The sequence below is a fragment of the Amycolatopsis sp. NPDC051373 genome (assembly GCF_040689465.1).
Lineage (GTDB): Bacteria > Actinomycetota > Actinomycetes > Mycobacteriales > Pseudonocardiaceae > Amycolatopsis.
Window position 1 is genome coordinate 33,762 of the sequence record NZ_JBFBAE010000010.1, and the last position, 12,681, is coordinate 46,442.

General features: G+C 68.9%; 14 protein-coding genes. 13 read left to right on the plus strand and 1 reads right to left on the minus strand.

Going from position 1 to position 12,681, the window contains the following annotated elements:
* Window positions 1-5: 5 nt before the first annotated feature.
* On the minus strand, window positions 6-209 hold the full coding sequence (locus AB0383_RS19610; protein WP_366188108.1) for a hypothetical protein: 204 nt from the start codon (window positions 207-209) through the stop codon (window positions 6-8).
* Window positions 210-278: 69 nt separating this feature from the next.
* Between AB0383_RS19610 and AB0383_RS19615 the strand changes: the two genes are divergently transcribed.
* The 13 genes from AB0383_RS19615 (at window position 279) to AB0383_RS19675 (ending at window position 12,680) form a co-directional block, all read left to right on the plus strand.
* Window positions 279-1,784: a hypothetical protein gene (locus AB0383_RS19615; RefSeq protein ID WP_366188109.1), complete on the plus strand. Its 1,506-nt coding sequence runs from the start codon at window positions 279-281 to the stop codon at window positions 1,782-1,784.
* The gene (locus AB0383_RS19620) at window positions 1,784-3,301 is read left to right on the plus strand and encodes a hypothetical protein (RefSeq protein WP_366188110.1); all 1,518 of its coding nucleotides are present in this window, start codon (window positions 1,784-1,786) and stop codon (window positions 3,299-3,301) included. Before AB0383_RS19615 ends, AB0383_RS19620 begins: the two co-directional genes overlap by 1 nt.
* A complete protein-coding gene (locus AB0383_RS19625; protein WP_366188111.1) occupies window positions 3,285-4,463 on the plus strand; it encodes a hypothetical protein in 1,179 nt (392 codons plus the stop codon). Before AB0383_RS19620 ends, AB0383_RS19625 begins: the two co-directional genes overlap by 17 nt.
* A gap of 34 nt (window positions 4,464-4,497) precedes the next feature.
* Window positions 4,498-5,049, plus strand: a complete 552-nt coding sequence (locus AB0383_RS19630; protein ID WP_366188112.1) for a hypothetical protein — start codon at window positions 4,498-4,500, stop codon at window positions 5,047-5,049.
* Window positions 5,050-5,155: 106 nt separating this feature from the next.
* Complete coding sequence (locus AB0383_RS19635) at window positions 5,156-6,091, plus strand: phage major capsid protein (protein WP_366188113.1); 936 nt, start codon at window positions 5,156-5,158, stop codon at window positions 6,089-6,091.
* Between the two features lie 64 nt (window positions 6,092-6,155).
* The gene (locus tag AB0383_RS19640; RefSeq protein WP_366188114.1) at window positions 6,156-6,584 is read left to right on the plus strand and encodes a hypothetical protein; all 429 of its coding nucleotides are present in this window, start codon (window positions 6,156-6,158) and stop codon (window positions 6,582-6,584) included.
* A complete protein-coding gene (locus tag AB0383_RS19645) occupies window positions 6,584-6,928 on the plus strand; it encodes a head-tail adaptor protein (protein WP_366188115.1) in 345 nt (114 codons plus the stop codon). The genes AB0383_RS19640 and AB0383_RS19645 overlap by 1 nt, the downstream gene beginning before the upstream one ends.
* Window positions 6,921-7,244 (plus strand): HK97 gp10 family phage protein, encoded by a 324-nt coding sequence (locus AB0383_RS19650; RefSeq protein WP_366188116.1) that lies wholly within the window; start codon window positions 6,921-6,923, stop codon window positions 7,242-7,244. Before AB0383_RS19645 ends, AB0383_RS19650 begins: the two co-directional genes overlap by 8 nt.
* Complete coding sequence (locus tag AB0383_RS19655; RefSeq protein ID WP_366188117.1) at window positions 7,244-7,702, plus strand: hypothetical protein; 459 nt, start codon at window positions 7,244-7,246, stop codon at window positions 7,700-7,702. Before AB0383_RS19650 ends, AB0383_RS19655 begins: the two co-directional genes overlap by 1 nt.
* A gap of 58 nt (window positions 7,703-7,760) precedes the next feature.
* A complete protein-coding gene (locus AB0383_RS19660) occupies window positions 7,761-8,369 on the plus strand; it encodes a hypothetical protein (RefSeq protein WP_366188118.1) in 609 nt (202 codons plus the stop codon).
* 90 nt (window positions 8,370-8,459) lie between these two features.
* A complete protein-coding gene (locus AB0383_RS19665) occupies window positions 8,460-8,864 on the plus strand; it encodes a hypothetical protein (protein ID WP_366188119.1) in 405 nt (134 codons plus the stop codon).
* Window positions 8,861-9,211 (plus strand): hypothetical protein, encoded by a 351-nt coding sequence (locus AB0383_RS19670; RefSeq protein WP_366188120.1) that lies wholly within the window; start codon window positions 8,861-8,863, stop codon window positions 9,209-9,211. The genes AB0383_RS19665 and AB0383_RS19670 overlap by 4 nt, the downstream gene beginning before the upstream one ends.
* 10 nt (window positions 9,212-9,221) lie before the next feature.
* Entirely contained in the window at window positions 9,222-12,680 is a 3,459-nt protein-coding gene (locus tag AB0383_RS19675; protein ID WP_366188121.1) for a hypothetical protein, read from the plus strand.
* Window position 12,681: the final 1 nt, after the last annotated feature.

The window sequence follows — 12,681 nt, forward strand, 5'->3', positions numbered from 1 at the left end:
CCGCATCAGTAGACAGAAGGGCTTCCTGCCTCCTGGTTGTAGCTCCCGACCTCGTGGACAGTGGTCCAAGTCCCTGGCGAGAAGGCCGCGAGTGGGTCGAGGCGAGGTCCGTTCTGCTTGTAGACGAACAGGTGACCGTCCTTGATGTTGAACGTGTTCGCTGCCTCGTAGACGTGCTTGTCGCTGCCGTTGACGACTTCGATAGCCATTCAGGCTCCCTCTGTTAGTTCGCGCCGGTTCGTCGTCGATCCGGGGTCGGTCGTTACAGGTGGTGAGCAATGTTCGACCTCGTTACGTACCTTGCAAATATCGACCCGCGGCTTATCGCGGACCCGGAAGGCCGGCGAGTCGTGACCCGGCTCGACCCGCTGCTGTTCGCGCTCGTCTACCTGCCGCACCACCTGCGCGGCGCCGAGACCGGCGACGTGACTTCGTTCTCCGAGGCGCATCTGGAGTGGTGCGACCTCGCGAAGCGGTATGTGCGGCCGATCAGTGCCGGTGAGCCCGGGGATATGCGTGACGCGATCATCGCGCCGCGCGGCCTCGGTAAGTCGACGTGGTGGTTCACGATCATCCCGATGTGGCTGGCCGCGCACGGGCACCGCAAGTTCGTTGCCGCGTTCGCTAACTCGGCGACGCAGGCGAGTGACCACCTCGGCACGTTCAAGCGCGAGCTGGAGAACAACGAGCTGCTGCGCCTGGACTTCCCGGATCTCGTCGTGGCGGGCCGTCGCCCGTCGGGTACCACGGTGTCGGACTCGCAGAGCATGTACGTCGCGCACAGCGGCTTCGTGTTCGCCGCGCGCGGTATCGACTCGTCGGTGCTGGGTATGAAGGTCGGCACGCGCCGGCCGGATCACATCGTGCTCGACGACATCGAGGGCACCGAGGGCAACTACTCGCCGACGATGAAAGAGTCGCGGCTGAAGACCCTCACGTCCGGCATCCTGCCGATGAACAACCGGGCGTCGGTGACGATGGCCGGCACCGTCGCGATCCCGGGCGCGATCATCGACGACATCGCCGCGAAGCAGCGCGGCGAGCAGGCGCCTGAGTGGGTCGAGGACGAGCAGTTCGTTCCGCGCTACTACGACATCATCCAGACCGACGACGACGGCACCGAGCGCAGCGTGTGGCCGGAGCGCTATTCGATGGTCTGGATCAACCGGTATCGCCACACCCGCTCGTTCCGGTCGCAGTACCGCAACGACCCGATGGCCGCGGACACCCCGTTCTGGTCGGGCGACGACTTCGTCTATCGCGACGATCTGCCGATCGTGCGGCAGCTGCTGTCCATCGACCCCGCGGTGACCACGAAGGCGAAGAGCGACTACACCGGGCTGGCCGTGATCGGCGCGACGATGCCGGGCCCGGACCGGGTGTGCGTGGTCCGCCACGCGAAACAGGTCAAGATCCCGCCCGGGGAGAAGCTGCGCACCTACGTGCTCCAGATCCTCAACACCTACCCGGACATCACCGGCGTGGTGGTCGAGACCAACCAGGGCGGGGACACGTGGCTGGCGATCCTGCACGACCTGCCGGTGGCCGTGCGCACGGTGCACCAGGACCGGCCGAAGGAAGTCCGCGCGGGCTCGCTGCTGGCGAAGTACCAGCGCGGCCGCGTGTTCCACGAGAAGCGGCTACACCAGGCCGAAGCCCAGATGATGGGGTTCCCGCTCGCCGCGCACGACGACATCGTGGACGCCATCGGCACCGGCGTCGAGGTGTTCCTGAAATCCGATACCCCGCCACCGCGGGCCAGCGCACGTGAGGGGGCAGCCTGATGACCGACTTGGATGACGCCCTGACCGCGATGCACGGCGCCGACGACGACTACTGCAAGGCGAAGGCGTACAGCGACGGCCCGGTGGACGAGGTGTTCACCTCCCGCCGCATCCGCCGGCTACTGCGCGACTCGGGCGTGAGTTTCCAGACCCTGCTCGGCGATGTCGTGATCGACGCGGTCGCGAACAAGCTGAAGATCACGGCCATCAGCAGCGACAACGACGAGCGCACCAAGATGCTCGCCGACGTGGACGAGGCCAACGCGATGGCGCAGAAGCGTCCCGCGGTGATGCGCCGCGCGTTGCAGCTCGGCGACTCCTACCTTGCGGCGTGGCCGGTGCTCGACGACAAGGGCAACCCGGTGCCCGGTCAGGTGCGCGTCGACGTGCACGACGCGCGGTCGATGCGGGTGCTCTACGACGAGGACCAGCCCGGCACGCCGCGGCTCGCGATTCAGAAGTGGGCCGTCAAGACACCTGCCGGCAAACGGGTCCGGGTGGACCTGATCTACGCCGACCGGATCGAGCACTTCATCTCCCGCGGCCAGCGCTCGAGCAAGGCCGGCGACTTCGCGGCCTACGCCGCCGAGGGCCGCGACGCGATCGAGCTCAACCCGTACGGCTTCCCGGTGTTCCATTTCCACGGAACGGGCCTGCCGGGCGAGTACGGCACCCCGGAGCACAAAAGCTTCTACGGCACGCAGAACAAGCTGTTGAAGCTCGAGATCGTGCACATGTCCGGTGTGGACTTCCATTCACTGCCGCAGCGCGTCGGGTTGCGCGACGCGGGCAAGGTCGGTCCCTCGTCTATCGACGACCTCGACGAGGATGACTTCCTGGCCTCGCCGGACGGCGCGCGCACCGACAACACGATCGGCGACCGCAAGTCGAAGCTGTCGAGTGAGCCCGGTTCCGTGTGGGACCTGGAGGGCTACAAGGACATCAAGCAGCTCGACCCGAGCAACCCGGCGGTGTTCCTCGACCCACGTGCGGCATATCTGCGCGAGGGCTCGGTGGCCACCTCGACGCCGCTGCACGCGTTCGACCGGACCGGGCAGATCCCGTCGGGGGAGTCGCTGAAGACGGCGAACGAGCCGCTCGACGCCAAGAGCGAGTACCGCAAGACCTCGTTCGACGCGACGTGGCGCGACTTCTACCGGTTCGTGTTCAAGCTGCTCGGCGAGGACGACGCGCCAGTGTCGATCGCGTGGGCACCGATCGAGAGCACCGACGAGACCACGAAGCTCACCCACGCCAAGCAGAAGCAGGAGATCGGCGTCCCGGTCGGGAAGTCGCTCACGGAGGTCGGCTACAAGCCCGAGGACGTGACGCAGTGGCTCGACGACGGTGACGGCGGCCTGCCGCAGCGGATCGAGCTGCTGGCCCAGTTGGGCAGCGCGGTCGGTGACTTCGCGTCGGCGGTCGCCGCTGGGCTGATGGACCAGGCCGCGGTACAGCAGGTCATCACGAAGCTGATCGGCGATGTGACGGGGCCGGGCGATGACGGCGCCGGCTAGCTCGGCGGTGCCCGCGGTGATCCTCGCGCACGACGGCGAGGCAATCTCGCTCGAGGAGGCGGCAGCGACCGCGGCTGCCGGTCCGGTGCGGGACGCGCTGAAGGCGGCGCTGTCGTGGGCTCACGTGGCCTGGTCCAAGCGGTTCGGCAAGCCCGCGGGTCTGCGGTCCGGTGAGCAGTTCGACGCCTACACGGCCGAGCTGGCGGCCCGTATCCGTGCGGTGGGGATCGACCCGGTCGCCGTGTTGCTCGACTTCGCGCAGCGGGCGCGCGTGCTCGGCGCGGATCAGGGGCTGATCGAGGCTGGCGCGCCGCGGATCGATCTCGGCAGTGACGTGCGCGAGGAGACACGGCGGCACATCGACGAGGCGGTCGGGACCGCGCGGGCGAAGATCGCCGAGGCGGCCGATCTGGTCGAGGGGCTGGAGCGCGGGAGCTTCAAGACGATCAACCGGCAGCTGGCCGTTGCGGACCAGGCCGGGAACATCGTCGAGCGCACCGCGCGCACGGTCACCAACGACGAGCTGAACGAGGGTCTGGCCGCTGCCGCCGACCATGTCGGTGGGCGGTTGGTATGGATCGCCGAGCGGGACGCGTGCGTGATGTGCCTAGCGCTCTCGGGCCACGTGATCGAGCCGGGCGACGCGTTCGACTGGCGGCTGACGTTCGGCGCGAAGGCGTATCCGCCGAAGGACTACAACGCCGCGGGCGAGCTGGTCGAGATCGAGCTGGAGCGCCCGCCGCGGCATCCGTACTGCCGGTGCCGGGTGTCACCGTGGCTCGGGCACGACGAGGCCGCCGCACGGGCGGTGACGCACGACTGGGCCGAGGCGATCAAGGAAGCCGACGCGAAGGGCGACACCGTGGCCGCCGACGCTGCTCGCCGAGCGGCCGCGGCCGCGCGCGACTCTGCCGCGTTCGACCTGCCGGCGGCGCTCCGCCGCGAGGCTGAGCGATCCATCTTGAACGGCTACGCGCTGCCCTCGGAGTCCGAACGGATCCGAGTGCAGGCCGCGGACCGGCTGCTGGCGCGCATCGGCGCCGGCAAGAACTCCCGCTCTCCGTCTGGCTGGCAGGTGCCGGCCTCGGTGAAGAAGCGGGCCGAGCGTGCCTTGAAGAAGGGCACGTTCTCCACCCGGTCGGTACCCACCGGCCGCAAGTAGCCCGTGACGGGCTGAACCCGAGGAGGAAGCCGAGATGGCCGACGACCCCACCCCCACCCCCACCCCCACCCCCACCCCTGCCCCGGCGCCGACCCCCGCGCCCGCTCCGGCGCCGGCCGAGTGGAAGCCGCCGACGAAGGCCGAGTGGGAAGCCCACCAGGCCGAGCTGTCCCGCGTGAACGCCGAGTCCGCTGGGCGTCGCGTGAAGCTCAAGGAGCTCGAGCAGAAGAACGAGACCGACGCCGAGAAGGCGAAGCGCGAGGCGCTGGAGGCCGCGACGGCGCTCTACAAGCCGACAGCGATCAAGGCGTCGGCGAAGTCGGCGCTGCTGGAGGCCGACGCCAAGACGGACCGCGTGGCCGCCTTGGCCGGGCTGCTCGACGTGTCCAAGCTGGACATCGACGACAAGGGCGGGATCACCGGCCTCGACGCCGAGGTGAAGCGCGTCAAGGCCGAGTACCCCGAGTTCTTCAAGGCCGAGGGCGACGGCGAGAAGCCGAAGCCCGGGAAGCTCACCCCTGGCGGCAAGACCGTCGAGGCCCCGAAGACCGCGGGCGAGCTCATCGCCGCCCGCTACGGCGGCTGAGCAACACCGCCCACGTTCCACGAGTAGCCCGTGAGGGCGTCCAACCGCACCCGTGACGGGGAAGCGGTGACTTTCCCTGTAATCCCAACAGAAACGGAGAGCCATCATGGCTGTCGCTTTCACCGGGGCGGGCTGGATCCCGATCGAGACCAACCCCGATGTCATCCAGAAGGTCCAGCAGACCTCGGCCGTGGAGCGCTTCGGCCACCACGTGCCGATGGGCTCGAACACCAAGTACACGCCGCGTTCTGGTGGCGTGGTGCTCGGCCGCTGGGCCAGGTCCACCAGCGCGCCGGCCGACTCCAGCGCGAACGACTCGGTGCTGCTGGCCTCGGACAAGATCGGTGGCAAGGTCACCATCGCCGAGGAGGACCGGGCCGACTCGCTGGCCAACATCGTCGACGCCAAGAGCGTGGACGCGGGCACCAGCTACGCGAAGCTGTTCGACAACGTGTGCCTCGGCATCACCGCGGCGAAGGCGACGAGTGGCTGGCTGTTCGACTCGCTCTACTACGTGCTCACGCAGGCCGACGCGACCACCGGCTACACCGCGAACGCCAACCTGACCACGGGTGTCACGGCGGCGACGTACGACGCGCTGTCGGCCCTGGTGGGCCAGCACGAGCAGTCGGACTACTTCGACGAGTCCGAAGTGGTCGTGATCGCGCACCCGTCGTTCAAGCAGGCGCTGCGCGGCATCAAGAACGCCGACGGTGACCCGATCTTCCAGGAGTCCACCGCCGGTGTCGCCGGTGGTGGCCAGGCGCCGACCCCGTCGAAGCTGTTCGGCTACGACATGCAGTTCAGCATGGGCGCCAAGACGAGCGCGACCGGCTCGGCCGCCCCGACGGGCAAGCCGTTCGTGGTCGTCGGCAACCGGCAGCTGCTCCAGGTCGGCGACCGTGACGCGCTCGCGGTCAACTTCCAGGACAGCCAGACCGGCATCGGCGTCGACACCGACGAGAACGTGCTGTACTTCCGCGCCCGCAAGGGTTTCGCGGTGGGTGCGCCCGGCGCGTTCTCGATGCTGGTGATCGGCTGACGCACAGCGTGATGGGGCCGCGTGGCGTAGTGCTGCGCGGCCCCTTCCTGGGAGGGAGGCAACCATGCCGGACACCTGGGCCACCGTGGCCGACGTGCTCACCTACGCCAAGGCCACCGTGGACGACGCCGCCGTGCTGCGCGCACAGGCCACGATCGACGCGCACGCCGGCCGGATCTTCGCGGACGCCGAGCGGATCGGCGCGCGCGATCAGTACTGGCTGAAGCTGGCCGTGGCCTATCAGGCGGCGTGGCAGGCCGGCCAGCCGGACGAGTTCGAGCGGCTCGACGTGACCTCGACGGGTGGGAGCCAGTCGACGCAGGGCACCGAGACGTGGCTGGTTCTGGCCCCGCATGCGGTGCAGGCGCTGCGGCGGGTCTCATGGCTCGGCTCGGGCTCGTTCCACGTCCGCCCACCCAACGAGGCGGGAGACCCGCAACGCGAGGTGTACGGCGACGACGGCGCCGATCCCGGCTACTGGCGGCGGCTCTGATGTGGGCGCTCGCGACGTGCCGGGCGTCGATCTTCCGCGGCACCGTGCCTGACGAGTACGGCGACCCCGTGCCCAACAACACCACCCCCGCGGCCTCGGGCGTGCCGCTCGCGGTCGACGAACGCAACTCGCGCGTGTTCGACCAGGCGACGCAGACACCACGGGTGGTGCGCGTCGTCACCGGCACCGTGCCGTCCACCACGGACGTGCTCACCGGTGATCGGATCCGCGACGACTGGAACGGCGTCCTGTACACGGTGCAGAACGTCACCCGGCCACGCACCGCGGGCCGCGCGCCGGACACCGTCCTCGAGCTCAAGCGGGTGGGGGCCGACGATGGCTGACTACCGCGAAGCACCCGACTGGCGCGCCCAGATCAACGCCGACGTGCAAGCCCTGTTCGGCCGGCTCGTCGGGGAAGTCCTCGACGACGCGAAGCGCCTGGTGCCGGTCGACACCGGGCACCTGCGCGAGTCGCTGTCGAGCGAGATCAACGGCGACACCGCGCGGATCGGTTCGGACCTGAACTACGCACTGTACGTCGAAGAGGGTCACCGCGTCGGCTTCGCGGGGCCGGACGGCGAGACGGTGTTCACCGGCGACGTGGTGCCACCGCAGCCGTACCTGCGCCCAGCGCTCTACCGCAAGCGGGGTGCGTGATGGCGCCGTTCATCTACGCCTCCGACGAGGCAGTCACGTGCGCCTGGCTCGCGCAGCTCGACGGTTTCACGACCGGGATGGTCGGTGAAGTCCTGCCGCGCGACGCGAGCACCTGGGCCGCAACGGGTTTCCTCGCCGTCGCGGTGGCCGGCGGCAGCACCGTGCCGGAGTACCGGCTGGAGGCGCCGGTGATGGACGTGCGCGGCTGGGCGATGACGCCGGGCACCCCCGACCCGCCCTGGAACAAGGCGCGCAACCTCGTCACCTCGGTACAGGCAGGGACCTACCGGCTCACGCCGTGGTTCCTCGAGCTGCCGGGGTGCAGTGAAAACGCCGTCGTGAAGACGGCCTACGTCCTCGGCAAGCCGAGGCGGGCGTACGGCGACTTCGGCGACTACGCCGTCTACGCCGCGGACCTGGTCCTGAACTGGGTCCCGGTCGCCAAGAGCACCCCGTGAGGGGACTGACCAACCAACCGTTCGGGCCGCACGGCCCACAGTCCTCTCTGGAGTGATCATGGCCGATACTGCTGGCCTTCAGCCGGAAAACCTCGTCATGGGGCCTGCCCGGCTCTACATCTGCAAACTGCCCTTCGACCCGACGCTGGCCTACGAGCCCGCGCTGACGGACGTAAACCTCACCCCGGCCGCTTCGGCCTGGTACGACACCGGCATCACGCTCGGCGGTTCCAGCGTCACCGTCTCGCCGACGTGGACGATGCTCACCGGCGACCAGCTGCCGGACAAGCTCGGCGGCCGGCTCACCGACCGCGACATCACGTGCACGCTGAACTTCGCGGAGATGACCGGGCCGAACCTCAAGTACGCCTGGAACATGACCGACGGCCCGACCGGCGCGAACTACAAGGTCTACGACCTCGACGCCGGCCAGACCGCGAACCGTTCGCCGTACCGGACGCTGCTTGTCGACGGCCTCGGCCCGGACACGGTGGACGGCTCCCGCTCGCTCAAGCGCCGCGCGATCCTGCGCAAGACGCTGCCGACCGGCGACACCGCGCTCCAGTGGGCGAAGGCGGACCAGCAGGTCCTCGCCTCGACGTTCCAGGGGTTCTTCGTCGCCGAGACGAAGTCGCCCATTCGGGTCATCGACGAAGTCGCTGCCTGATCCATCCTCCAAACGCAGCCCCGCGGTACGTGAGCCTGACCTCCGTGCCGCGGGGCTGCCCCCTTTCCAGTGTTCTGTCAGGAGAACCTCATGGCCGCATCCGCGCCCCGCAAGACGACCACCCGCAAGACCACTCCGCGCAAGCGTCCGGCAGCGACGGCGCCGGCTGATCTCGGGCTCGTGCTCGACGACGCCGACGCTCGCGCCGAGACGGACAAGCTGCTGGCCGACCGTGAGCCGCTGTTCACCATCGGCGGCACCACGTACACGATCCCGAAGCGGGTGCCGCCGTCATGGACGGTGAAGGCCTTCACGATCGCCACCGAGCGGGGCGAACAGGCGGCCCTTGCCTACGCCGCCGAGAAGCTGCTGACGCCCGAGGCGTGGCTGGCGCTGCAGGAGTGCGAGACCGTCACACCGCGCGCGTGGCAGAACATCTTCAAGGCGCTGATGGACCGGGTCCTGCCCGAGGGTGTGCTGGCCCCAAAAGCGTGACCGACGACTGGCACGCACGATTATCGGCGGTCGGCTGGTTCTTCCAGCACCTCGAGGACGTGCTGTCGGACATGTCGGTGTTCCACCGGGTCGACGAGCTCGACCAGCTGCCGGCCGCGGTGTTCCTGCCCCGCATGGTGCGCCTGCCGGTCTATGACGGGGCGGTACGGCACGCGCTCCGCTGTGACGCCGAGCAGCCGCCTACGGCCCGTACAGCGCCCGCACCGCGGCAGGCCCCGTCGGTGACGGCACACAGCCGCGCCGAGCTCGCGGCGCTCAACCAATCAAGCCTGTACGGCCCGCTTCCCGCTGCCGGGCAAGCGGTCGGGATCTTCGACATGGGGTGAGGGGGATGCGATGACCGCACCTGGTGGAGATTTCAAGCTGGCCAGCGCGTACGTCGAGGTCAACCTTCGCGACAACACCACCGGCGACGAGAAGAAGATCCGCGCCCGCATCGAGGGCGAGAAGCCGGTCAATCTCGACACCGCGCTCAACGACCCGAAGAACGCCGAGATCGTCAAGCGCAAGATTTCGTCGGGCAAGCCGGTCCAGATTTCCGCCGACTTGGACGACAAACTGGCCCAGGCGAAGGCCGACGAGTTCGTCGCCAAGCGGCGTTCTGCCGTCATCGATCTCGACGCGAATATCGCGAAGCTCCGCACGAAGCTGGAAGAGCTGAACCAAAAGCGTGGCACCTCGGTTGAGGTGGATGCGGATATCCGCAAGGCGGAAGCCGAGCTCGCTGCGTTGGCGGCCCGCCGTCGCACGGTGCAGCTCGAAGTACAGGCGAAGACGAAGCCGGCCGAGGACGAGATCTCTCGGATGGCGAAGCGCGCCAACGCACAGTTTGACGCGCTGAAGTTCACCGGTCTCTCGGTCGGGCTGCCCGCCGCCGCGGCGGTCGGCGCAGCCGGTGTGGCCGTGTCGCTCGCCGTGATCTCGGCGGGGTTCCTCGCGCTGGGTGTGTCCGCGGCTGCGTCGTCGGACGAGGTGCAGAGCCGGGTGTCGGCGCTGTCGGCGCGGGTCCAGTCGGACGTGAAGGATATGTCCGCTCCGCTGCAGGGTCAGCTTGTTGACGCGGTCGACAAGGTCGGCGTGGCGTGGGGGCGGCTGGAGCCTCAGGTGGCGGCCGCCGTGCAGGCGTCGGGTGGCTACATCGACGATCTCGTGGGCGGCGTGACCGACCTGGCCGAGGGCGCGATGCCCGGTCTGCTGGTCGCGGTCCACAATGCGGGCCCGGTGTTCAGCGGCTTCCGGTCGCTGCTGGGGCAGACCGGCGACGGGTTGGGTGAGTTCGCTGCGAACGCGTCGCAGGGCGCCGGCGCGACCGACCGTGCCCTCTCGCAGCTCGGTGGCACGGTGCAGCTGTTGGAGTCCCGGTTCGGGACGTTGCTGGCGAACCTCGCGAACGCGTCGACGGGGCCGCTGGCGTCGCTGCACGTGGCCGTGGACGATGTGACCGCCTCCGCGGTATCGCTCACCTCCCAGGGGTCGGGTGCGCTCGGGTTCCTCCAGGGCTTCACCAACACCGGCACTGGTGCGCTGACCGTGATCCGCCTGCTGGCGTCCGCGGTGTCGCTGCTGCCGGCGGATGTGACGCAGCTCGGTGGTGCGCTGACCGCGTCGAACCTGATCCTCTCGAAGTTCGGTGTGGACGCGGGCAAGAACTTCGAGGGGCTCGGCGCGAAGATCAAGGCTGCCAAGGGGCCGACCGACAAGCTGACCACGGCTGTGGGCGGCCTGATCGAGGGCGCGTTCACTCCGGCCGGCCTCGCGGTCGCTGCGCTCGGGATCGGCTTGGACCTGCTCGGGCAGCATCAGCAGCAGGCCGCGGCGGCGGCGCAGGCGCACAAGGACCGGGTCAACGACCTGGCGCAGGCGCTGGCCGAGTCGAACGGCGTGATCGACTCGAACGTGCGCGCGTCGGCGGCGGCCACGCTGCAGGACTTCGAGGTCGGCGACGGCAAGCGCAACCTGCTGCGCGACGTGAAGAACCTGACCGGCGGCACCGAGGACCTGCAAAAGGCCTACCTCGGCGACACCGACGCACAGAAGCGGGTCGTGGCGCAGCTGCGGGAAACGCAGAAGGCGCACACGCACACCGTCGACACCGGCCACGGCCTGGTGACAACCGAGGATCAGGTGGGCAAGGCCGCGCGGGAGACGGCCGACATCATCGACGGCGCCAACAGCACCTTCGGTGACGCGGTCGCCAAGAACAAGGAGCTCGCCGAGGCCACCGACGACACGGCGCAGGGGTTCGACAAGTTCTCGGCACGGGCGGCGAACGCCACCACCGCGTTCAACACGCTCGCTGTCGCGGGCGGCGACTGGTCTGCCAAGGGCGCGGCGATCGTGACGATCCTGGACCAGATCACCGGTGGCGTGGTGTCGCAGGAGGACGCGCTGCAGGCGTGGAACGACCACCTGCGCAGCGCGTCGGAGAGCTTCAAGGACCTGAAGCTTCCCGTACACGCTAAGGACTTCATCAGCACCGCCGGCGCCATCAACACCGCCAGCGAGGCTGGGTCGAACTTGCAGAACTTCGTCGAGCAGGGCGCCACGGACATGGCGTCCTACGCGCAGGCGCTCAAGGACGGCGGCGCGGGCGCGGACGAGATCACGGCGAAGCTGAAGCCGATGCGCAAGCAGCTGGAAGACCAGCTGCGGGCGTGGGGCCTCAACGACAAGCAGATCCAGACGATCCTCGACCACTACGCCGCCATCCCGGACAAGATCACGACTGTGCTCGAGGTGTCCGGCGGCGAGCAGGCCAAGGCCCAGGTGCAGGAGGTGATCACGACCCTGCTCGGCCTGCCGGCGGAGAAGGGGTTCAAGGTCACCGGCCTGACCCAGGACGCGGTGAAGAACCTGCAGGACCTCGGCTACAAGATCGTGCAGCTGCCCAACGGCGACTTCGTGGTGTACGCCAACACCGCCGCCGGCCAGCAGGGCATGAACGACTTCCTGGCGAACAACAAGGACGCCAAGTCGGTGGTCTCGGTCGGCGCGGACACCGGCCCGGCGGAGGTGGCGTCGTCGCTGTTCATCGACTACGTCGGCAGCGTCGTCGGCACGCTGAAGATCGACGGCAACACCCTGCCCGCGAACAACAAGCTGCAGGTGCAGGTCGCCAACGTCGATGGTACGACCGCGACGATGACCTACGACGCCCGCCGTGACCCGGCGACCAAGCAGCTGGAAATCCAGGTGCAGGACGTGAACGGCGCTCGCGGCTGGATGACCATCGACGCGTTCAACAGCGCCGCCAAGTCTGTGATCGACGGCACGGTGCGGGTGGCGAACGGCTCGAAGGGCTGGATCCAGGTCGGCGCGAACACAGGACCGGCGAACAGCCAGATCGGCGCGTTCGTCGCGGACCAGAGCCGCCGGCGGATCAACATCGGTGTCTACACCTACACCGTGGACGGCACGGGAACCTCGACGAGCCGTTCCTACGGGCCGCGCGCTGCGGGTGGGATCGACGTTCCCGCTGGTGTGGTGCCGATGGCGACAGGCGGGGTGATCCCGCGCATCCCGAACATCGCCACGGTGGTGCAGCCGGGTATGGAACGGCTGATCGGGGACAACAAGCGGGTTCCGGAGTCGTTCATCCCCTGGGACATCAACTCCGCGCGGTCGAACGCGATCCTCGATCGCACCAACCAGGCGTTCGGGCGGGGCACGGGCCGCGGCTCGGACGGGGCGACGGTCGAGCAGCACTTTCACATCTACCCGCCGGCCGATTCGGATCCGCGGCGGATCGCCGCGTCGGTCTCGGGTGAGGTCGGCTGGGCAGTGAGGGGGATCTGAG

Coding starts and splice junctions, on each gene's coding strand:
- AB0383_RS19625 (WP_366188111.1), top strand. CDS start 3,285: ATGACGGCGCCGGCTAGCTCGGCGGTGCCCGCGGTGATCCTCGCGCAC.
- AB0383_RS19630 (WP_366188112.1), top strand. CDS start 4,498: ATGGCCGACGACCCCACCCCCACCCCCACCCCCACCCCCACCCCTGCC.
- AB0383_RS19645 (WP_366188115.1), top strand. CDS start 6,584: ATGTGGGCGCTCGCGACGTGCCGGGCGTCGATCTTCCGCGGCACCGTG.
- AB0383_RS19660 (WP_366188118.1), top strand. CDS start 7,761: ATGGCCGATACTGCTGGCCTTCAGCCGGAAAACCTCGTCATGGGGCCT.
- AB0383_RS19655 (WP_366188117.1), top strand. CDS start 7,244: ATGGCGCCGTTCATCTACGCCTCCGACGAGGCAGTCACGTGCGCCTGG.
- AB0383_RS19635 (WP_366188113.1), top strand. CDS start 5,156: ATGGCTGTCGCTTTCACCGGGGCGGGCTGGATCCCGATCGAGACCAAC.
- AB0383_RS19610 (WP_366188108.1), bottom strand. CDS start 209: ATGGCTATCGAAGTCGTCAACGGCAGCGACAAGCACGTCTACGAGGCA.
- AB0383_RS19620 (WP_366188110.1), top strand. CDS start 1,784: ATGACCGACTTGGATGACGCCCTGACCGCGATGCACGGCGCCGACGAC.
- AB0383_RS19650 (WP_366188116.1), top strand. CDS start 6,921: ATGGCTGACTACCGCGAAGCACCCGACTGGCGCGCCCAGATCAACGCC.
- AB0383_RS19675 (WP_366188121.1), top strand. CDS start 9,222: ATGACCGCACCTGGTGGAGATTTCAAGCTGGCCAGCGCGTACGTCGAG.
- AB0383_RS19615 (WP_366188109.1), top strand. CDS start 279: ATGTTCGACCTCGTTACGTACCTTGCAAATATCGACCCGCGGCTTATC.
- AB0383_RS19640 (WP_366188114.1), top strand. CDS start 6,156: ATGCCGGACACCTGGGCCACCGTGGCCGACGTGCTCACCTACGCCAAG.
- AB0383_RS19665 (WP_366188119.1), top strand. CDS start 8,460: ATGGCCGCATCCGCGCCCCGCAAGACGACCACCCGCAAGACCACTCCG.